This window comes from Sphingomonas sp. OK281 (genome assembly GCF_900115295.1).
Taxonomy (GTDB): Bacteria; Pseudomonadota; Alphaproteobacteria; order Sphingomonadales; family Sphingomonadaceae; genus Sphingomonas.
In genome coordinates this window covers 148,400-168,046 of sequence record NZ_FOVZ01000002.1, presented here as the reverse complement: position 1 = coordinate 168,046, position 19,647 = coordinate 148,400, and the positions used below count along the sequence as shown (strand labels likewise).

Sequence of the window (19,647 nt, the reverse complement as noted above, 5' to 3'; positions counted from 1 at the left end):
CCGTTCGCCTTCCTTCGCATCGGACGCTGTCTCGGGGCCAGCGGCTCATGGAGATTGGCCAATCTAACAAGGCCACCTCACCTTTCCTCCCAATCGCCAAGACCCGAGCGACGTCTCTCCTTCCCGCGGTTGGGCGAGGGAGAGACGCCGGTGGTGGCGATGGAGTGAGGGTCAGTCCTCCGTCCTTGCCGGAAAGGCGAAGCCGAGCGGTTGGATGGCGGTGGCGTCCTGCTTGAGACGCGCCGCCATCTGCTCGTATTCGCGTTCCGTTTCCGGGGTTACGCTGGCGCGCGACTCCTTCAGCGCGCCTTCGAAGTCGGCCATCGTCACGTCGGTTGAGTCGATCGAACGGCGTAGTGCCACCAAGCCGGCGCGGCGGACGACGTCCTCCAGGTCCGCGCCGGTGAAGCGATCGGTGCGGTCTGCGAGACGGTCGAGATCGACGTCGCTGGCCAGCGGCATCTTCTCGGTCTGGATGCCCAGAATGCGGCGGCGGCCGGCCTTGTCGGGGACGCCGACATAGACGAGCTCGTCGAACCGGCCCGGCCGCAGCAACGCCGGGTCGATCAGGTTCGGCCGGTTGGTCGCGCCGATCACGACGACCGACTGCAACTCCTCCAGCCCGTCCATCTCGGCCAGGATCGTGTTGACGACGCGCTCGGTCACCTGCGGCTCGCCCGCGCCAGAGCCACGCGCGGGCACCAGCGAATCGAGTTCGTCGATGAAGATCACGCATGGCGCGACCTGACGTGCACGCTGGAACAGGCGGGCGATCTGCTGTTCGCTTTCGCCGTACCATTTGCTGAGCAGGTCGGACGATTTGGTGGCGATGAAGTTCGCCTCCGCCTCGCGCGCGACCGCCTTGGCGAGCAACGTCTTCCCGGTGCCGGGGGGGCCGTAGAGCAGGAAGCCCTTGGCCGGGCGGATGCCGAGTCGGCGGAACGCATCGGGGTTCTTGAGCGGGAGTTCGACACCCTCCTTCAACCGCATCTGTGCATCGTCGAGCCCCCCGACATCGGCCCAGCGTACGGTCGGCGCCTGCACCATGACTTCGCGCATCGCCGATGGCTGGACGCGCTTGAGCGCCCCGAGGAAATCCTCGCGCGTGACCGACAGTTCGTCGAGCACTTCGGGCGGGATCGTCCGCTCCTCGAGGTTGAGCTTCGGCATGATCCGGCGGACAGCCTCGATCGCCGCCTCGCGGGTCAGCGCGGCGAGATCGGCGCCAACGAAGCCGTAGGTGGTGCGCGACAGCTCATCCAGATCGACACGGTCGCCAAGCGGCATGCCGCGCGTGTGGATGCCGAGGATTTCGCGACGGCCACGCTCGTCGGGCACGCCGACGACGATTTCACGGTCGAACCGACCCGGACGACGCAGCGCCTCGTCGATCGCCTCGGGCCGGTTGGTCGCCGCGATCACGACGAGGTTGGCGCGCGATTCAAGGCCGTCCATCAGCGTCAGCAACTGCGCGACGAGACGCTTTTCCGCCTCGCCCGACACCTGGCCACGCTTTGGAGCGATCGAATCGATCTCGTCGATGAATACGATCGACGGCGCTGCCTTGGCCGCTTCCTCGAACACTTCGCGGAGGCGCGACTCGGACTCACCGTATGCAGAGCCCATGATCTCGGGACCGTTGATCAGGAAGAACTGTGCGTCGGACTCGTTGGCGACGGCGCGAGCGAGGCGCGTCTTGCCGGTGCCGGGAGGACCGTGCAGCAACACGCCCTTGGGCGGATCGACGCCCAGACGCTGGAACAGTTCGGGATAGCGGAGCGGCAGTTCGACCATCTCGCGCAACTGGTCGATCGTCTGCGCCATGCCGCCGATATCGTCATAGGTGACGTCGGCACGGCGTGCGGCCTGCGGCTCCTCATATTCGGAGCGGAGTTCGATCTCGGTATTCTCGTCGATGTGCACCACGCCCTTTGGGCTGGCGGCGATCACCGCGAGGCGGATCTCTTGGAGCGCATAGGCCGGCGCGTTCATGAACTGCTGGACGTTGGGCGGCATGTTGCCGACGCGCTGATGCCCCGCGGTCGCGACGATATCGCCCTGGCAGATCGGCCGGCCAAGGAAGGTGCGCTTGAGCGCGTTGGTCGAACCCTGAAGGCGAAGGTTCTGCTGGGCCGGCGCAAACACGACGCGCGTCGCCGGCTTCGACTCGGCTTTGCGCACTTCGACGTAATCGCCCGAGCCGACGCCGGCGTTTGCACGCTGGAGACCATCGAGCCGGAGAATATCGAGGCCCTCGTCCTCCGGATACGGGCCGACCGCACGCGCCGGCGTATTCTGCTTGCCGAGGATCTCGATGACGTCGCCTTCGCCGATACCGAGCGTCGCCATCAATGCGCGCGGCACATGCGCCAGACCGCGGCCGCTGTCTTCGGGACGCGCGTTGGCGACCTGAATTTTCCGCGTGGGGATTTCGCTATCGGCCATGTCGACTCCATTCGATCTCGTAGCGTCCGAGATAGGAGACCGGTTCCAGCCTTGTCAGGGGTTGAAAACACAAAAAAAGGGCCGGCCAATGAAGGCCAGCCCATGAAAGTTTTTAGGAGAGGATGCCTGAAAGGCGAGGTCTTTTTGCGTCGAGACGGTTCATGTTGCAAGTGCGAAGGGATCAGCTACGATTGCGCTAACTGCAATCGTATGACTGAATGCGTCCAGCGGTCATTGTCACACTCGTCGAGTCGAAAGAGGGATCATGCGCAGGCTGCCGCCACTGGGGGCTATCGAGGCGTTCGTGCAGGTCGCGCGGCTGGGGTCGATCAAGGCCGCCGCCGAGGATCTGGCGCTGTCGGCGCCTGCGCTCAGCCGGCGCGTGCAGAGCCTGGAGCGGTTCATCGCCAAGCCGCTGTTTGCGCGGCGGCATCAGGCGATGGTGCTGAATGCGGATGGCGAACGGTTGCTGGCGCAGATCGCACCGGTGCTCGATTCGCTGTCGGACGCAGTCGAATCGTTGACCAGCACGACCGAGGTTCTGCGGCTGCGGCTCGGGATCCTGCCGCTCTATGCGTCGCAGAAGCTGTTCCCCAAGCTGGGCGAGTTGCGCACGTCGCATCCCGAGCTGCATCTCGATATCGATACCGCGGCGCATCTGGTGTCGCGGCTCGGGGATGGGCTCGACGCGGTGATCGCCTTGTCGCGCGAGATCGATCCGACGTTCTACGCGCGGCGGCTCGATCGCAATTCGGTCTACGTGATCGGGGCAAGGAGCTTGCTGGAGCGCGCGGACCCGGTCACGCGCCCCGAACAGCTTTCGACGCTGACGGCGCTGGTGCACCGCGACATGACGGATACGTTCACGGCATGGCGGACGGCGGCAGGGCTCGACGATATCGAGCCGCTGGCGATCGACCATTTCGATTCGGGGGCGCTGATGCTGGAGGCCGCCGCGCAAGGGCTCGGCGTCGCGTTCATGCATGCGAGCCACTTCGAGGATGCAAACGATCCGCGACTCGTTCGACTGTTCGATATCGAGGTGGAGAGCCCGTACAGCTACTGGTTCGTCTGCCGCCCGCGGGCGCTGCAGACCAAGCCGGTGAAGCTGTTCCACGACTGGCTGATACGGACGGTGGCGGAGGTCTGACCGCTACTCCCCTCCCGCTGACGGGAGGGGTCGGGGGAGGGGCGTGCCTCACTGACCGGACGCCAGTACGTACGTCGCGCCCTCCCCTAGCCCCTCCCGCAAGCGGGAGGGGAATTCAGGTTATGCAGCGCGTGCCTTGACGATCTTGCCCGGCGAACGCGGGGGCTCGCCCTTCGGCAGTGCGTCGATCAGGTCCATGCCGTCGGTGACTTCGCCCCAGACGGTGTACTGCTTGTCGAGGAAGCGCGCGTCGTCGAACACGATGAAGAACTGCGAGTTCGCCGTGTCGGGCTGGTTCGTGCGTGCCATCGAACACACGCCGCGGACATGCGGCTCGGCCGAGAATTCCGCCTTGAGGTTGGGCTTGCTCGAGCCGCCGGTGCCGTCGCCGCGACCACCGTCACCGCCCTGCGCCATGAAGCCCGGGATCACGCGGTGGAAGGGTACGCCGTCGTAAAAGCCTTCGTTCGCCAGTTCGGCAATGCGCTCGACATGCTTGGGGGCAAGATCGGGGCGGAACTTAATCGTGACGTCGCCGCCGTCGAGGGTCAGCGTGAGCGTTTCGGGGGTGTCAGCCATTCATGTTCTCCTGAATTGATGCGCGGCAGATAGGGAGCCGCACTCCGACTGGCAAATGCACGCGCGCCGCGTTAGGGCCCAACCGCGCATCTTTTAAGGGAGGCAGCCATGAGCGAACTCGAGCTTCCCGAGGTCGAAACCGACACCCAGCCCGAAAACCAGCTCGATCGCGACGACCATCTGCGGCCGGAATTCGTGCGGGCCGTGCTCGATGCGGTCGAGGACGGCGATGACGAGGGCGCGCGCGCGCTGGTCGAGCCGCTGCACCCGGCCGATATCGCCGATCTGTTCGAACTGACCCCGCAGGAGGATCGCGCGGCGCTGGCGCGGGCGGTCACCGACCTGCTGGGCGGCGACGTGTTCGCCGAGATGAACGATTACGTCCGCGAGGATCTGATCGATGCGCTTGAGCCGCACCAGGTCGCCGATCTCGCCTCCGAGCTCGATACCGACGATGCCGTCGCGATCATCGAGGACATGGACGAGGACGAGCAGCGCGCGGTGTTGCGCGCGCTCGATCCCGACGATCGCGCGGCGATCGAGGAGGCGCTGAGCTACGCCGAGGAATCCGCCGGCCGCCTGATGCAGCGCGAGCTGATCGCCGTACCCGAGCATTGGACCGTCGGCGACGCGATCGATTACCTCCGCGGGCACGAAGAGCTGACGACCGATTTCTGGGAGATCTTCGTCGTCGACCCCGCGCACAAGCCGATCGGCACGTGCCAGCTGTCGTGGATGCTGCGCACGCCGCGCGGGATCGCGATCGCCGATGTGATGAAGCGCGAGCAGACGCTGATCCCGGTCGACATGGACCAGGAAGAAGTCGCGCTGCGCTTCCAGAAATACGCGCTGATCTCGGCGGCGGTGGTCGATCATGGCGGCCGGCTGGTCGGGATGATCACGGTCGACGACATCGTCCACATCATCTCCGAAGAGGCGGGCGAGGATACGCTGCGGCTGGCAGGCGCCGGCGACGGCGACATCAACGAGCCGATCCGGCTGACGGTACGCACGCGGTTCACCTGGCTGGTGGTCAATCTCGGCACCGCGATGGTCGCATCGTCGGTCGTCGGGCTGTTCCAGGGGACGATCGCGAGCTTCGCGCTGCTCGCGGTGCTTATGCCGATCGTCTCGGGGATGGGCGGCAATGCCGGCACGCAGACATTGGCGGTGGTGGTGCGCGCGCTGGCGACCAACCAGCTGACGAGTTCGAACACCGCGCGGATGATCGGGCGCGAGTTCCGCATCGCCGCCGCCAATGGCGTGATGCTCGGCGCGCTGATCGGATGCGGGACGTATGTCATTTTCCGCAACACCGACCTGTCGCTGGTGATCGCCGCGGCGATGCTGGTGAATAATATCACGGCGGGGCTCAGCGGCGTGCTGGTGCCGGTGACGCTCGACAAGTTCCGGATCGATCCGGCGGTGTCGTCCGCGGTGTTCGTGACGACGATGACCGACACGATGGGGTTCTTCTCGTTCCTCGGGCTGGCGAGTCTTTGGGGTCTGCACGGTTGATCGGCAGCGTTTAGCGCCCATTTTCAACGCCATGCCGCTTCACCTCACCAAAGTCGCGTTCGGCGCGGAAAGCGTCGATCACCTCGCCGAGCGGCTCCGGCTGCGTGGCGAGGAGGGGCCAGTGTTTCTTACGACGCGCTATCTGCCCAAGCGGCATGAGGAGGTCGCCGGTCAGGGTTCGATGTTCTGGATCCTGAAGCACCAGCTGATCGCCCGCTCGCCGATCCTCGGGTTTGGCGAAGCTGAAGAGGGTCGCGTCGCGATCCACATCGATCCGAAGCTGGTGCTGGTTCAAGCGCGGCCTAGGCGCGCGCACCAGGGGTGGCGGTATCTTGAGGGTGCGGATGCGCCGCTGGATCTGGGTGGCGATGCGACCGGGTTGGACGTGATGCCGCCGGCTTTGATGACGAAACTGGCGGAGCTGGCGCTCATTTAAGGGGTGGGGCCCAGACCTCGTCGGGGTTCATCCCCCCCGCCGATAAACTCTATCGTCATCCCCGCGCAGGCGGGGATCCATATCCTCAGAGGATAACGATCTCAGTGTGAGGTCAGCCGGTATGGGTTCCCGCCTCCGCGGGAATGACGATACAGGTTCGGAAGGTATGAGGGCCGATACGGATAGGGTAACTGGCTCGATACAGATGCGGATTTGGCCCGGGAGAGGTCGGTGTGGCAGCAGCACACCATCCCCTTCTACGGAGCAGAGACTTCCGCCGCCGGCTTTCCGCACACTACCGGTCCTCCGGCCGCCGCGTCGACCCGGCATTTCGCGTTGCCGGTGATCGTGACCGTACCAAGGCCGCTGTTGGTCACCTGCGCCGTGTAGCGCGCCGCGGCCTTGGTCTCCCCTACCCCATCGAGGTGCACGGTCAGGTCGTTGACCGCCAACTCCGACGCATCGATCGCGCCGGGCCCGCTCGTCACGAGGCGCGCCCGCGCCGCATGGCCGGCGAGCGTCATCTGGCCGGTACCGATCACCGTCGCGTTCAACTGATCCGTATCGGCCGCGGCGACCGACAAGCTCCCGTTGCCACTGACCGTCACGTCGACGCGCATCCCGCGCATCCTGGCGATCGTCAGCCGGCCGCCGGCCGCGACGCTGGCGGAGGTCAGCCCGGGCGTGGAGAGCGTCACGACGATCGGCCCTGCCCCGCCGCCACGCGGCTGTTCGCCCCAGCCGCCCGTCCCCTTGCGTACCGACAGCGTGGTGCCATCGACGCGCACGGTCACGTCCTCGCCTCCGCGCGGCCCGACGATGGTGGCGCGCGGCGAACCGATCGTGACGCGGACCTCGAACGGCCCCTCGACCCGCACGCGGTCGAAGCTGCCGACCGAGACCGTCCTGCTGGCCGCCGGCGACTGGGCGAATCCCGGGGAGGACAGGAGTAGCGGCACGGCGAGCAGATATCTCATGGCCGCAACTGTCGCTGGCTGGATGCCGCCCTGCAAGTCGGATGGCGGGTCAACGCGCGCAACGAACGCTGCCAGAGCCCGACTTCGAGATCGTGCAGCGCGCATTGGGCCCGAGATCGACGTCGCCGGATCCCGACAGATCGACCTTGGCGGGGCCATCGACGACCGCGCGGACGCTGCCCGACCCTGAAAGGTCGATCGTGGCCGATCGTGCATGGAGTTTGGCGCCGTTAACGGTGCCCGAACCGGCGATATCGACCGTCAGTGCCTGCGCCGCGCCGCTCGCGCGCACCGTTCCCGAACCTGGAATCGAGAATTTGACGTCAGCGACCTCGATTGCGGCGATGTCGAGATTGCCCGATCCCGCAATGCCGCCCTCGAACCCGCCACCATCGACCCGATCGACCGCCATGTTGCCCGATCCCGAGATGCTCGCGTCGGTCAGCCGTGGCAGGGTGACGTACACCTTGACCTTTGCGCCCTTGCTCCAGCCGAAGCTGGCGCCGTCCTTGCGCCCGATCGCCAGCGTATCGCCGTCGCGCTCGATGCGCAGCCGGTCGAGCTGCTCGCTCGCTCCCTCGGCGCGGACCGAAAAGCCGGTGCCGACGCGAACGTCGACATCGTCCGAGCCGCGAAGGTCGATGCCATTGAAACCGGCAACCTGGAAGGTCCGGGTAGTCCCAGACCCCGCCGCCGCAGCGCCTGAATTCTCGCTGTCGCCGTTCCAGCCGAACGAACATGCTGCGAGAGGAATGATCAGCCCGAGCGCAAGAAAGTTCATCGCATCCTCCTTATGTGTATTGTTGTAGCAATACACCTGATCCCCGGCGCGAGGAAGCGAAATCGCGTGCGTGACGATGGTAGGACATTCCCGCTCCGCCACCGGGGCGGCGCGGCGGCGCGCTACTTACGTTTGCACGGATAGGCGTCGCGCAGGGCATCGCGGACGACGAACGAGGGCGCGCCGGTGCCGGTCTTTTTCGCTCGCGCGCGGAGATACCTCCGCACCGTCGCGACGACCTCGATGTTCGAGGCGCGGGCCGGCAACGGGCATATGCCGCCCGATAGCGACAGGGCGTCGAATTCGCCGAGAATGTAGCCGGTGCAGAAATTGGCGGTCGGATCGCTGTCCTTGCCCTGGCAATATTCCAGCATCTGCTGGGTCGTGAGCGAACTCACGACTACCGGTCGATCGGCGGATGGATCGGCAGCGGCGAGTGCAAGCATCAGCAAGATCATGACGTTTCCTTCGCGCCGGGCGGTCTAGCTGGCGGCGGCAGCGCTGACATAGGGCAGCAGGCGCACGCGGGGGAAGACGTCGTCGAGCGTCTTGGTGTCGGGAAGGATGTAAACCACCCCGCCCTTCCTCTGGAACAGCGGGCTGAGTTTGCCGGTGTAGAATTTGGTGCCGACGTTGATGCAGCCGAAACTGATGCGGTTGTCGTCCGGAGTCGGCGACAGCAGGCGCTCGACGCGGTGTTCGCTCTTGTGCGTGGTGATCACCGCGTGCAGCGCGACCGAGTTCGCATAATCGACCCAGAGCACACGCTGGCGACCGAATGCGCGCCCGAACTTCGCGACGAAGCGCCCCGCCGGGGTCGTCCGCTCGGCCGGGCCGATGTCCGCCAAGTCCTTCGCACCGACGCCCGGCGACGAATCGTCACCGATGCCGATGCCGAGCAGGACGGGTGCCTGGCCGACGAACTCCCCCTTCGCGTTGAAGAGCAGCAACGACGCCGCCTGCTTGTCGATGACGGCATAGGGCAGGTTGCCATTATCGTGCTCCACCGCGACCCACGCGATCAGGCGGCTCGCCGGCTCCGATTGCGGGGGCAGCAACAGAGGAGCCTCGACACGCTTCGCGGCTTTCGCATGCGAGCGTGTCGAAACCTTAACCTTGCGCGCGCTCGCCGCCTTGTGCGCACTGGCACCGTTCGGCGTCGCCGCCGACGATGCCTGCGGAGCGATCAGCGCCAGCGCCAGGCCGGCGACCATACTCGTACGGCGGACGAGACTAGACAGCCCCGAGACCTTGATCATCATGTGCTACGGGGCCGTCCGTCGATGTCGGGTGCGTGCGCGAGGATGCGTTAGCCGCGCGGCTTGCGCTGACGCTGCTGCGCCTGTTGCTGGACCTGCTGGTCGATACCGTCGACGCGGCCGGTAAGCTGGTCGAGACGCTGGCCGTTCTGCTGAGCCTGGCCGGCAGCGGCCTGAGCCTGAGCAAGTGCCTGACCCGACGTGCCTTCGACGGTACGCAGGCGACCGTCCATGCCGTCGATCCGCGTGTTGACCACGGCGATCTGCTCGCGGACGAAACCCTTCGTGGCGCAACCGCTCAGCCCGACGCCGGCGATGAGGATCAAAGCGACGGTGGGAGATTTCGGGAAACTTGAACGCATAAACTTACCCTTTCCAAACATGGATGGCGTCAGTCAGCGGAGAGTCGCCGGAATGACAATCGATATCCGGCGAGACGTTGGCTCCGTCCGGCGAGACGTTCACCGCATAGGACGTGACTTGTCCTAGGTTGGAGTCTGCGACTGAATTTTGAGTGTAACGATCCTGCCGGTCGCTTTCTTGATCTATGGCAAGCGTACATTCAGATTTGCCAATTAAACGGCACCGATAGCAAGATATACTTCAGGTACTTGCACCACTCCGGCGAAGGCCGGGGCCCAGTTGGGAAACGTCGCAAACTAAGGCGGCGCTCCGTTACTCCAGCCTTTTCAATTGGGCCCCGGCCGTCGCCGGGGTGGTAGGGTGTTCTGCAATCTTCCCCCTTGCCGGGGAGGATCGAAAGGCAGCTCATCCCGAAACGAAAAAGGGCGGCCCCGCAGGACCGCCCTTTCGTCTCGGCAAAGCAACCAGGCGTTACGCCGGTACCTTGTCCTTGTTGTAGATTGCGGCCGCGGCGCGGAGGATGTCGAGGATCTTCTCCTGCGCCTTGGGCTCGTCGAGCTCTTCCATCGCCGCCAGTTCGCGTGCGAGACGGCTGGTCGCGCCTTCGAAGATCTGGCGCTCGGAATAGCTCTGCTCGGGCTGGTCGTCGGCACGGAACAGGTCGCGGACCACTTCGGCGATCGACACGAGGTCGCCCGAGTTGATCTTCGCTTCATATTCCTGCGCGCGACGCGACCACATGGTGCGCTTGACCTTGGGCTTGCCCTTGAGCGTGTCCATCGCCTCGCGCATCGTCTTGTCGGACGACAGCTTGCGCATGCCGACGCTTTCGGCCTTGTTGGTCGGCACGCGGAGCGTCATGCGCTCCTTCTCGAACCGGAGGACGTAGAGTTCCAGTGTCATGCCGGCGATTTCCGAGCGCTGGAGCTCGATCACACGGCCGACCCCGTGCTTGGGATAAACGACGAAATCACCGACATCGAAGGACAGTGCCTTGGCAGCCATTTGGGGCCTTTCCGGATCAGGCCTCCACGCGACGCCTCGACGAAGGACTCGTCGCTGCTGCATCGGGGGAGGGATAGGTCTACACGTCAGGCGGATGACGTGAATCATCGCGCCCGTCGCGGACCCATCTAGCAGCTTTGCAACAAAATTACCAGCCGAACGTGGCAGGCGGCTTGCCCTTTCCAGGATTCGCCGCCTCTTATCAGTCGCCTGCGCCGGGCTCGGGCGAGAAATACTTGTCGAACTTGCCCTCGACGCCCTTCATGGCGTCGGCATCCGGCGGCGTCTGGTTGTCGTTGCGCGTGACGTTGGGCCATTGCGCCGAGAAGGTCGTGTTGAGCTCGAGCCACTGCTCCAGCCCGCTCTCGGTGTCGGGCAGGATCGCCTCGGCGGGACATTCGGGCTCGCACACGCCGCAGTCGATGCACTCGCTGGGATTGATCACCAGCATGTTCTCGCCCTCGTAGAAGCAGTCGACCGGGCACACTTCCACGCAGTCCATGTACTTGCAGCGGATGCAGGCATCGGTGACGACGTAGGTCATTGCAGAACTCCTGGGCCGGATTCCTTTCCGGCGACGAACGCGCCAGCGACTATGCGCGCCTGCCCGTCGCGTCAATCATAGCAAGCCTTCTGCGAGACGTTATCAGGCTTTGTCGCTCTCGTATCCTCCTCCGCAAGGTGGACGGATCGAGTTTATTCCGAGGCGGGGTCGCGGACCGTGCCGGCAGGCGTCTTGCCGGCGATCAAATCCTGATAGCATGCCTGTGCCTCGGGCGCCGGCCCCCGTCGCGCCGGCAACGCCTCGACCCGGATCACCCGAACCTGATCGGCCACTGCAAACGTCAGCACATTCCCGATCCGCACCGGGCAGTGCGCGCGATCGATCGGGCGACCGTCGATGCGGAGATGCCCCTTTTCGGCGATCGCCTGCGCGGCGCTGCGTGTTTTCGCGAGCCGCACGAACCACAGGAACCGATCGATCCGCATCGCGCCTTCAACCATGGCGGACCAGTGCGGCGAGCCCGGCAAACGCGTTCTGTCGCGACGGATCGATCGGTGCTGCCGCAACGGGGCGAGCGGGCGGGCGACCACGCCACACCCAGCGCAGCGTGTCCCCCGCCAACGCCTTGAACCCGAGTTCGGCCATCAACCGCTCCAGCGACGCCGGGTCGACGCCGATCGAAGTCGCCAGCGCAGGGTCTGGCGCGAACGGCGTGCGCCCCTGCCGCGAATCGTGGGCGGCACGGGCGATACGCTCGATCAGGTCGATCCGGACCGCCTGGAGTCCGAGGGGGCGGAACCCTGCCTCCAGAACCGCGCCCTCGCTGCCACGCGCCAGTACCGTTGCCCCATCTCGCGGGGCGGCGATCGTCGCGCCGCGAGCAGCCGCCAGGATGCGCCGCCAACGCGCGGACTCGGGCTTGAGCAACCGCGCATCGAACAAGTCGAGCGCGCCTACCGTGATGCCGATCTTGCGCAGCCGCTTGCGCTCCTCGGGATCGATGGCGTCGAGCGCCAGCCGCATCGGCAAGCGCGGCAGGATCCCGCCGGCGTCTTCGATCGCGCTCGCGACCGCGCGCAACGCCGGCGTCGCATTCGGATCACGGCTCAATTCGGCGAGGTGGACCAGCACGGCGATCCGCCGCTTCAGCATCCCCGCAAGCCACAGCGACAGCCGCGCCTCGATCCGATCGCGTGCGGGTTTGTCGAGGCAGTCGAGCGAGCGATCGAGGATCAGCTTCGGCCGGGCGAACGACGGCCCCGCGCCAAGCTTGGCGACCGGGTGACCCGCCCAGATGACCTGCGCCGCATCGTCGAGCGCGATATCGGCGTCCGGCGCATCGACCAGCGACTGCCCACGCCGCGACCGCTCGCCAGTCAGCCGCTTTTCCGCCGCCGCGAGCAGCAGCCGCTTGTCGCTGGCCCGCGCATCCGCCGCCACGGTGAAGCGGAACCCGTCGAGGCGGCCGATCGGATGATCCTCGACCATTACCTCGCCCTCGGGCCCGATCACCACCGGCAGCGCGCCCGCATCCGCGCCGATCTGGCGCATCAGCGCGGTCGTGCGCTTGTCGACGAACCTCTGCGTCAGGCTGGCGTGGAGCGCATCCGAAAGGCGTTCCTCGAGTGCGGCGGTACGCGCGGCCCAGAGCGTCGGCTCGGCAAGCCAGTCGGCGCGCTGCGCAATATACGCCCAGATCCGCGTCGCGGCGATCCGCCCGGCGATCACCGGCACGTCGCCCGCCACGGTATCGAGCCGCGCGATCTCGTCCGCGAACCATTGGTGCGGAATATGCCCACGGCCTTCGCTCAGATGCCCGAACAGCCGCGACACGAAGCGCGCATGCGGATCGAGGCCGACTTTGCGGAAATCAGGTACGCCGCACGCCGCCCACAACCGCGCGACGATCGCCGGGTGCCGTGCGCGTTCGCGGACCCAGCCTTCCTCCGCGAGCCGCTTCAATACACCGAGATCGAGGGCTTGCGGCGCGGCACGGAGCACGCCCGCGGGCGGCCGCGCTTCGAGGCTGGCCACCAGCGCGTCGATGCTCGCGAAATCGGGCTCGCCCTGTCGCCAGTACAGGTTCTCGAGACGCGGAAACCGGTGCTCCTCGATCGCCAGCACTTCCTCGGGCAGGAACGCACCGGGGCCGTCGTCCGATAGCGCGCCGAACGTGCCATCACGCTGATGCCGCCCCGCACGCCCCGCGATCTGTGCCATCTCGGCCACCGTGAGGCGACGCTGGCGCTTGCCGTCGAACTTGTTGAGGCTCGCGAACGCGACATGTGCGACGTCCATGTTGAGCCCCATCCCGATCGCGTCGGTCGCGACCAGATAATCGACCTCGCCCGCCTGGAACATCGCCACCTGTGCGTTGCGGGTTCGGGGAGACAGGGCCCCCATCACCACCGCCGCACCGCCGCGCAGACGCCGCAGCATCTCGGCGACCGCGTAGACCTCCTCCGCCGAGAACGCGACGATCGCCGAGCGCTTGGGCAAGCGGCTGATCTTCTTCGCGCCGGCATAGGTCAGCGTCGAGAAGCGCGGCCGATTGACGATCTCCGCGCCGGGGACGAGCTTCTTGATCATCGGCCGCAGCGCCTCGGAGCCGAGGATCATCGTTTCCTCGCGACCGCGAGCGCGGAGCAGACGATCCGTGAAGACGTGGCCGCGCTCCGGGTCCGCGCCCAACTGCGCTTCGTCGATGCCGACGAAGGCGACGTCGCGATCGGGCATCGACTCGGCGGTACACAGGAACCAGCGAGCGTCGGGCGGCACGATCTTCTCTTCGCCGGTGACCAACGCGACGCGGTTCGCGCCCTTGATCGCGACGACACGGTCATAGACCTCGCGCGCGAGCAGGCGCAGCGGGAAGCCGATCATGCCGCTCGAATGCGCGCACATCCGCTCGATCGCGAGGTGCGTCTTGCCCGTGTTGGTCGGGCCGAGAACCGCGGTCACGCCAGCGGAGACATCGTCGCTCATGACCGACAACATCGGGGGTAAAGCGGGCGTGCGCAATGACCTGGGTGGAATTGCTGGGTCGTTCGCTCGATCGTCTAACCTGGGAGGGAGCCGGTACGTATCTACGTCCACCCCCACTCCGGCAACGACTGGGACCCAGTTGGGGAGCAGGCTTAACGGTGGTCCGTGCTCCATCACCTTGGCCTACCCGATTGGGCCCCGGCCTTCGCCGGGGTGGTAGACGAGGTTCGGACGTCCGCCCCGGCCTAGGCACGCTCCGCCGCCGCCAAGTCTCGCAATCGCCCGGGTTAATTTGACTTTAGCATGTCCCCGCCACAACCCGACGCTCGCGCCGGAGACGAGGTGGCGCACGACAATCAGAACGCGATTTCGGGGCGGGCACGCGTGTATTTGCAGAACGATCAGGCACTGGGACTGGCCGGCGGCGGGGCACGCGGGTTCGGTCGTGCGCTCGATCGGCAACCGGTTATCGCGGCAAACTCTGCGCCGTCGCGGATCGACTGGGTGCCCGATCTCGGCGCGCGCATCGGCAGTCGCGACTGGTGGCGCGGGCTCGCGACCTGCACCGCACTGTGCGCGGCGACCGTGATGCTGGCGCCGGGGTTCAAGCCGCTGGTCGGTGCGGTGCCGTCGCCGCTCGCCGGTGCGGAATGGGAGGAAACCCGCGCGCAGGGCATCGCGCCACTTGCCCAGGGCGCGACTACCGGGCGGCGGATGGCGGCGAACGACCTCGTCGCGCCGCTCGCGAACGTGCCCGAACGCCCGACGCTCGAATTGTCCGCGACGCTCGGCCAGGGGGATGCGTTCGACCGGGCGCTGATGCGCGCGGGCGTGGGCCGGAACGATGCCGAGGCCGCCGCGGCGCTAGTCGCGCGGTCGGTCGATCCGAAAACCATCCCCGCCGGTACGCGCATCGCGCTGACGCTGGGGCGGCGGCCGGATCGCACCGTCGCACGACCGCTGGAGCAGCTCGATTTCCGCGCGCGGTTCGACCTGGCGCTGTCGTTGACGCGTGGTGCAGGCGGGCTGGCCGTGAACCGCAAGCCGATCGCGGTCGATTCGACGCCGTTGCGGATACAGGGCCTGGTTGGCTCCAGCCTGTACCGCTCCACGCGCGCCGCCGGCGTGCCCGCAAAGGCGGTGGAGTCGTTCATCAAGGCGATCTCGACCCGGCTTTCGATCGGGCGCGACGTGACCGCAGCGGACAGTTTCGACGTGATCGTCGAGCGCGAACGCGCCGCGACCGGCGAGACCCGGATCGGCGACCTGCTGTTCGCCGGCATCGACCAGGGACGCCGCAAGGTACAGCTCGTCCGGTTCGCGCCCGACGCCTCGAACGTCGATGCCGATGACCAGGCCGATGATAATGGGGGCCGTGGCGGCTGGTTCGATGCGAACGGCCAGACCGAGCGCCGCGCCGTGTCGGGCATGCCGGTCACCGGTCGGATCACGTCGAACTACGGGATGCGCTTCCACCCGCTGCTCGGCTTCACGCGGATGCACAAGGGCCTCGACATCGGTGCACCCTACGGATCGCCGATCCACGCGATGACCGACGGCATCGTCGCCTTTGCCGGACGAACCGGCGGCTATGGCAATTTCGTCAAGCTGGTGCACGGCGGCGGGATGGCGAGCGGCTACGGCCATATGAGCCGGATCGCGGTATCGTCCGGCACGCGCGTGCAGGCGGGCCAGGTGATCGGCTATGTCGGCTCGACCGGCATGTCGACCGGCCCGCATCTGCATTGGGAAGTGTGGAAGAACGGCGCCGCGATCAACCCGCGCTCGGTTTCGTTCGCGAGCGTCGCGATACTCTCGGGCGCCAAGCTGCGTGCGTTCAAGGCGAAGGTCGCGCAGTTGCTGGCGGTCCGCGTCGGCGGCTAATGCGGGCACGGCGCAAGCCGTTGCTATGGCGCGCGAAAGCTGGCCGAGCCGCGAGTGAAGTATAGGAAGTGCAGACGCTGGGAACGGTTCTGCACTTCTGTGCCGACCGCCAATTACGCACCGCAAACTGCCTGGGGCCGGTGCGGCGGCGATGCTAGAGGCGAAGGTACGGAACCGCATGGGGTCGATGTGAACGACCGGTCCGCTGTAGGACAGCATCTTCGCGGCGCGCGTCATGCCGATGCCGTCACGCCGCCGTTCATCGGCAAGGGTCAGGCCGTTCCTGGACATGAGGGCGACACAGATCGGTACGGATACGACATGAAGTTCGGATTTCGGGTTCTCACAGCGCTGGCGATCGCATGGGGCAGCCCCGCCTGTGCGGACATGACGGCGCGGTACGTCATGGACGACGGCACGCCGCTAATGACGATCGAGATCGCCGCCAACGGCGATATGCGCACGCGTTTCAGTGACCCGTCCAGCTATTTTCTGACGCGGGAGGGCCGCGACTATCTGGTCAAGACCGGTCCCGCCGGGCCAATCGTCATGCGCAGCGAAGACATCGCCACGGTCATGCTCGAACAGGCAGCCCGCGAAACCTGGCGACCGCCGAAGGACAAGAATGCGAACGCGCCCCTCATAGCCCGTGCGAAGGTCCGTATTCGAGGCCGGCAGGGCGTCGCCTATGCCTCAGACCGCGACCCCAGCCCCGACGCGCCGACCGTGGTGATCAGCGAAGATCCGACGCTCGCGCCGCTCGCGAGCGCCATCCGCAAGCAGTTCCTGCAATCCCTCGCGACGATGAGCAGCATGTTCGGCGACGCCAGTCCGTCGCGCGGGATCGCGCCGGTGTTGAGCAAGGGAGCGCCGCTGGCGTTTCTCGGCCTGGAGCTCGACACGGTCAGCCGTGACCCGGTGCCCGCGTCGCGGTTCGCGCTGCCCGCACCGCCCATTACGCTCGACGCGGTACGGCGTGACTTCAACGCAGCGCCCTAGACGAGGCGACCCGTCGTCGAGGTGCGCGTGAACGCGAACCTATCCGATCGATCGATCGTTCGGGCCCGATACCTCCAACGCGAGATGGCCGATGCGTCTGATAGCGATCGAAGAGCATATACTCCCCGGCGCGGTGCGCGATGCATGGAGTGCCGCGCCGCCCCCGCATGATCCGGTGTCCGCCTTTGCCGATGGCGGCGAGGCCGGAACCCGTCTTGCCGACCTCGGCGAAGGCCGGTTGGCGCTGATGGACGAACAGGGCGTCGACGTGCAGGTGCTGTCGCTGACCACGCCCGGTCTCCACAACCTCGCGCCCGATACTGCCGTCGAGATGGCGCAGCGCGTGAACGACCTGATCGCCGAGACGTGCGTTCGCCATCCCAGCCGCTTCCAGGGTTTCGCCGCCTTGCCTACCCCGCATGCCGACGCGGCCCCACGCGAGCTGGAACGCGCGGTCCGGGACCTGGGGCTGAAGGGCGCATTGCTCTGCGGCCGGACACGCGAGCGTCATCTCGACCATCCCGACATGCGACCGATGCTGGCGAAAGCGGCGGAACTGGGCGTGCCGCTCTTCATCCATCCGCAAGTCCCCTTGGCCGCGGTCCGCGACGCGAATTACTCGGGGATCAGCGAAAAGGCCGATCTCGCGCTCGCGGCCTTCGGCCTCGGCTGGCATTACGAGGCGGGGCTGCAATGGATCCGGCTGGCCGCGGCGGGGGTGTTCGACGAACTGCCCGATCTGCAGATCATCCTCGGCCATTGGGGCGAGGTGGTGCTGTTCTATCTCGAGCGGACCTCCGCGGTCTTCGAACGCGCGCTCGATCTGCGACGCCCGCTCGCGGACTATGCGCGCAACAATTTGTACGTGACCGGCAGCGGCATGTGGAGCGAAGCGTATCTGCTGCGCTGCCTCGACATCGTCGGCCCCGAGCGCCTGCTGTTTTCGACCGATTTTCCCTACCAGTACCGCGAGGGTGGCGCGCCGCGGCGCTTCCTCGACGAGGTAGCGCTCGACGATGCCGCTCGGATCGGCTTCGCGCACGGCAATTGGGATCGGCTGACCGGCGCTCGCGGATAACAACGGGCGCCGGTTTTTCCGCTACTTCCCCTGCGCGCGCCAACGCTGGATGGTGCGGCCGATGATCTGGTCCTCGCCGCCGACGTCGCGCCAGAGTTCGGAGAACAGCGGATCGTCGGAAGCCGGACGTTTCGATTCCTCGAGTCCGTCGAAGCTGACGCGGATCGGGATCGTCACGCCTTCGCCGCAGATGATGCACTCGCGGTTGCGCAGCGCGGGGATCGAATCGAGGAAGCCGCGCGCGCCCTCGGGCATGGCGGCGCGGACGAACGCCTGGTCGCGATCGTTGTTGAGGCGCATCGCGATGATCGTGCCGCACTGCGACAGCACGCCCTCCGCGAGATCCGACGGGCGCTGCGTGATGAGGCCGAGCGACACGCCGTATTTGCGACCTTCCTTGGCGATCCGGCCGAGAATGCGCCCGACCGAACTGGTCGCGTCCTGCCCCGCCGGGATGTAGCGATGCGCCTCCTCGCAGACGAGCAGGATCGGCCGCTGCGGTTCGTTGCGCGACCAGATCGCGAAGTCGAACGTCATCCGCGCGAGCACCGCGACCACCACCGAAGTGATGTCCGACGGCACGCCCGAGACATCGATGATCGAGATCGGCCGGTTGTCGCCGGGCAGGCGGAAGATGCGCGCGAGGAAGCTCGCCATGGTATCGGCGACGAGCATCCCGGAGAACATGAACCCATAGCGCGGATCGGCCTTGATCTCGTCGATCTTCGCCTTGAGCCGCAGATAGGGCGCGGTGTCGCCGGCGCGGTCCATCTTGCCCATCTCGGCGCTGATGATCGCGGTCAGGTCGCTCAGCAGATACGGGATCGGCGCATCGACGGTGAGCTTGGCGATCTCCTGGCCGAGACGGCTCTTGGCCTTGGCGGCGAGCAGGCACTTGGCGAGGATGTCGGCGTCGAACTGGCGCGCCGAACCGCTGCTGGTGAGGAACACCTCGCAATGCTCCTCGAAGTTCATCAGCCAATACGGCATCTGCAGGTTCGAGACGTCGTAGATCGCACCGTTCGACTTGAACGCGGCGGCATATTCGCCGTGCGGATCGATCATCACGATATGACCCTGCGGCGCGAGTTCGCAGATCCGGTGGAGGATCAGCGCGGCGCTGGTCGACTTGCCCGTACCGGTCGAGCCGACCAGGGCGAAGTGCTTGCCGAGCATCGCATCGATATACAGCGCGGCGCGGATATCCTCGGTCGGGTAGACCGTTCCCACCTCGATATTGGCGCGATCCTCGGCCGCGTAGATCTGTTTCAGGTCGGCGGTGGTGATCGGGAACACCTCGCAACCCGGCATCGGGTAGCGCGTCACGCCGCGACGGAATTTGTAGAGCTTGCCCGTCAGCCGCTCCTCGTCGCCTTCGCCGAGATAGTCGATGTCCGCGGCGACGCAGGTCCCTGCGGCATCCTCGAGCTTCAGGGAGCGGATATTGGCGACCAGCCAGGTCGCACCGACACGCATCTTGATCTGGCTGCCGACCTGTCCCGCCGCGGCGACGACGGGATCGGCATCGTCGAACAACACGCTGATCGACGCACGATCGAGCAGCACCCGGCTGCTGGACCCGGCGATCGCGAAGACGACGCCGATCGGTACTGGCACGGCGTCGGCAATCGCGCCGCCCGCCTGCAGGCCTGCTTGCATAGGTGCCTCCCGCAGGAACGCGTC

At 66.5% G+C, this 19,647-nt stretch carries 18 protein-coding genes; 6 read left to right on the top strand and 12 right to left on the bottom strand.

The genetic code is table 11. The annotated features are described in order from the left end of the window. Positions 1 to 171 precede the first annotated feature (171 nt). A complete protein-coding gene (locus tag BM244_RS06960) occupies positions 172 to 2,445 on the bottom strand; it encodes a CDC48 family AAA ATPase (RefSeq protein WP_093398278.1) in 2,274 nt (757 codons plus the stop codon). Between the two features lie 265 nt (positions 2,446 to 2,710). On the opposite strand from BM244_RS06960, the gene BM244_RS06955 reads away from it, so the two are divergent. Beyond that, positions 2,711 to 3,595, top strand: a complete 885-nt coding sequence (locus BM244_RS06955) for a LysR substrate-binding domain-containing protein (RefSeq protein WP_093398277.1) — start codon at positions 2,711 to 2,713, stop codon at positions 3,593 to 3,595. A 120-nt stretch (positions 3,596 to 3,715) separates the two neighbouring features. On the opposite strand, the gene BM244_RS06950 is transcribed toward BM244_RS06955, so the two are convergent. Beyond that, a complete protein-coding gene (locus tag BM244_RS06950) occupies positions 3,716 to 4,174 on the bottom strand; it encodes a peptidylprolyl isomerase (protein WP_093398276.1) in 459 nt (152 codons plus the stop codon). Between the two features lie 108 nt (positions 4,175 to 4,282). Here BM244_RS06950 and mgtE point away from each other — a divergent pair, with 108 nt between their 5' ends. Continuing rightward, on the top strand, positions 4,283 to 5,692 hold the full coding sequence (gene mgtE / locus BM244_RS06945; protein ID WP_093398275.1) for a magnesium transporter: 1,410 nt from the start codon (positions 4,283 to 4,285) through the stop codon (positions 5,690 to 5,692). A 31-nt stretch (positions 5,693 to 5,723) separates the two neighbouring features. Then, positions 5,724 to 6,128, top strand: a complete 405-nt coding sequence (locus BM244_RS06940; RefSeq protein WP_093398274.1) for a DUF1489 family protein — start codon at positions 5,724 to 5,726, stop codon at positions 6,126 to 6,128. Between the two features lie 257 nt (positions 6,129 to 6,385). Here the strand turns inward: BM244_RS06940 and BM244_RS06935 are convergent, their stop codons facing one another. The 9 genes from BM244_RS06935 to BM244_RS06895 all read right to left on the bottom strand — a co-directional run bounded on the left by BM244_RS06935 (position 6,386) and on the right by BM244_RS06895 (position 14,003). After that, positions 6,386 to 7,105: a GIN domain-containing protein gene (locus BM244_RS06935; protein WP_175518118.1), complete on the bottom strand. Its 720-nt coding sequence runs from the start codon at positions 7,103 to 7,105 to the stop codon at positions 6,386 to 6,388. 49 nt (positions 7,106 to 7,154) lie between these two features. Beyond that, positions 7,155 to 7,886 carry a head GIN domain-containing protein gene (locus BM244_RS06930; protein ID WP_093398272.1) on the bottom strand — a complete coding sequence of 244 codons (732 nt, stop codon included), beginning with the start codon at positions 7,884 to 7,886 and terminating at the stop codon, positions 7,155 to 7,157. Positions 7,887 to 8,008: 122 nt separating this feature from the next. Then, positions 8,009 to 8,344: a Rap1a/Tai family immunity protein gene (locus BM244_RS06925; RefSeq protein ID WP_093398271.1), complete on the bottom strand. Its 336-nt coding sequence runs from the start codon at positions 8,342 to 8,344 to the stop codon at positions 8,009 to 8,011. Positions 8,345 to 8,368: 24 nt separating this feature from the next. Beyond that, entirely contained in the window at positions 8,369 to 9,148 is a 780-nt protein-coding gene (locus BM244_RS06920) for a hypothetical protein (RefSeq protein WP_254784330.1), read from the bottom strand. A 47-nt stretch (positions 9,149 to 9,195) separates the two neighbouring features. Continuing rightward, complete coding sequence (locus BM244_RS06915; RefSeq protein WP_093398270.1) at positions 9,196 to 9,507, bottom strand: hypothetical protein; 312 nt, start codon at positions 9,505 to 9,507, stop codon at positions 9,196 to 9,198. Between the two features lie 472 nt (positions 9,508 to 9,979). Beyond that, entirely contained in the window at positions 9,980 to 10,513 is a 534-nt protein-coding gene (locus BM244_RS06910; protein WP_056053923.1) for a CarD family transcriptional regulator, read from the bottom strand. Positions 10,514 to 10,715: 202 nt separating this feature from the next. Continuing rightward, positions 10,716 to 11,057: a ferredoxin FdxA gene (gene fdxA, locus BM244_RS06905; RefSeq protein ID WP_031393648.1), complete on the bottom strand. Its 342-nt coding sequence runs from the start codon at positions 11,055 to 11,057 to the stop codon at positions 10,716 to 10,718. Positions 11,058 to 11,209: 152 nt separating this feature from the next. Further along, the gene (locus tag BM244_RS06900; RefSeq protein ID WP_093399003.1) at positions 11,210 to 11,503 is read right to left on the bottom strand and encodes an RNA-binding S4 domain-containing protein; all 294 of its coding nucleotides are present in this window, start codon (positions 11,501 to 11,503) and stop codon (positions 11,210 to 11,212) included. A 7-nt stretch (positions 11,504 to 11,510) separates the two neighbouring features. Further along, positions 11,511 to 14,003, bottom strand: a complete 2,493-nt coding sequence (locus BM244_RS06895; protein WP_093399002.1) for a helicase-related protein — start codon at positions 14,001 to 14,003, stop codon at positions 11,511 to 11,513. A 342-nt stretch (positions 14,004 to 14,345) separates the two neighbouring features. On the opposite strand from BM244_RS06895, the gene BM244_RS06890 reads away from it, so the two are divergent. The 3 genes from BM244_RS06890 to BM244_RS06880 all read left to right on the top strand — a co-directional run bounded on the left by BM244_RS06890 (position 14,346) and on the right by BM244_RS06880 (position 17,964). Next, positions 14,346 to 15,887, top strand: coding sequence for a M23 family metallopeptidase (locus BM244_RS06890; RefSeq protein ID WP_368086058.1), 1,542 nt, complete (start codon positions 14,346 to 14,348; stop codon positions 15,885 to 15,887). A 189-nt stretch (positions 15,888 to 16,076) separates the two neighbouring features. After that, positions 16,077 to 16,886 carry a hypothetical protein gene (locus tag BM244_RS06885; protein ID WP_093398269.1) on the top strand — a complete coding sequence of 270 codons (810 nt, stop codon included), beginning with the start codon at positions 16,077 to 16,079 and terminating at the stop codon, positions 16,884 to 16,886. 91 nt (positions 16,887 to 16,977) lie between these two features. Further along, on the top strand, positions 16,978 to 17,964 hold the full coding sequence (locus BM244_RS06880; RefSeq protein ID WP_093398268.1) for an amidohydrolase family protein: 987 nt from the start codon (positions 16,978 to 16,980) through the stop codon (positions 17,962 to 17,964). Between the two features lie 21 nt (positions 17,965 to 17,985). Here BM244_RS06880 and BM244_RS06875 read toward each other — a convergent pair whose 3' ends face one another. After that, positions 17,986 to 19,623, bottom strand: coding sequence for an ATP-binding protein (locus tag BM244_RS06875; RefSeq protein WP_254784329.1), 1,638 nt, complete (start codon positions 19,621 to 19,623; stop codon positions 17,986 to 17,988). Between the last annotated feature and the right edge of the window lie 24 nt (positions 19,624 to 19,647).

Bases quoted from the DNA above. Each gene is read 5' to 3' on its own strand.
- BM244_RS06895 (WP_093399002.1), bottom strand. From the start codon at position 14,003: ATGAGCGACGATGTCTCCGCTGGCGTGACCGCGGTTCTCGGCCCGACC.
- BM244_RS06925 (WP_093398271.1), bottom strand. From the start codon at position 8,344: ATGATCTTGCTGATGCTTGCACTCGCCGCTGCCGATCCATCCGCCGAT.
- BM244_RS06900 (WP_093399003.1), bottom strand. From the start codon at position 11,503: ATGCGGATCGATCGGTTCCTGTGGTTCGTGCGGCTCGCGAAAACACGC.
- BM244_RS06935 (WP_175518118.1), bottom strand. From the start codon at position 7,105: ATGAGATATCTGCTCGCCGTGCCGCTACTCCTGTCCTCCCCGGGATTC.
- BM244_RS06915 (WP_093398270.1), bottom strand. From the start codon at position 9,507: ATGCGTTCAAGTTTCCCGAAATCTCCCACCGTCGCTTTGATCCTCATC.
- fdxA (WP_031393648.1), bottom strand. From the start codon at position 11,057: ATGACCTACGTCGTCACCGATGCCTGCATCCGCTGCAAGTACATGGAC.
- BM244_RS06955 (WP_093398277.1), top strand. From the start codon at position 2,711: ATGCGCAGGCTGCCGCCACTGGGGGCTATCGAGGCGTTCGTGCAGGTC.
- BM244_RS06940 (WP_093398274.1), top strand. From the start codon at position 5,724: ATGCCGCTTCACCTCACCAAAGTCGCGTTCGGCGCGGAAAGCGTCGAT.
- mgtE (WP_093398275.1), top strand. From the start codon at position 4,283: ATGAGCGAACTCGAGCTTCCCGAGGTCGAAACCGACACCCAGCCCGAA.
- BM244_RS06960 (WP_093398278.1), bottom strand. From the start codon at position 2,445: ATGGCCGATAGCGAAATCCCCACGCGGAAAATTCAGGTCGCCAACGCG.
- BM244_RS06920 (WP_254784330.1), bottom strand. From the start codon at position 9,148: ATGATGATCAAGGTCTCGGGGCTGTCTAGTCTCGTCCGCCGTACGAGT.
- BM244_RS06930 (WP_093398272.1), bottom strand. From the start codon at position 7,886: ATGAACTTTCTTGCGCTCGGGCTGATCATTCCTCTCGCAGCATGTTCG.
- BM244_RS06880 (WP_093398268.1), top strand. From the start codon at position 16,978: ATGCGTCTGATAGCGATCGAAGAGCATATACTCCCCGGCGCGGTGCGC.
- BM244_RS06910 (WP_056053923.1), bottom strand. From the start codon at position 10,513: ATGGCTGCCAAGGCACTGTCCTTCGATGTCGGTGATTTCGTCGTTTAT.
- BM244_RS06950 (WP_093398276.1), bottom strand. From the start codon at position 4,174: ATGGCTGACACCCCCGAAACGCTCACGCTGACCCTCGACGGCGGCGAC.
- BM244_RS06875 (WP_254784329.1), bottom strand. From the start codon at position 19,623: ATGCAAGCAGGCCTGCAGGCGGGCGGCGCGATTGCCGACGCCGTGCCA.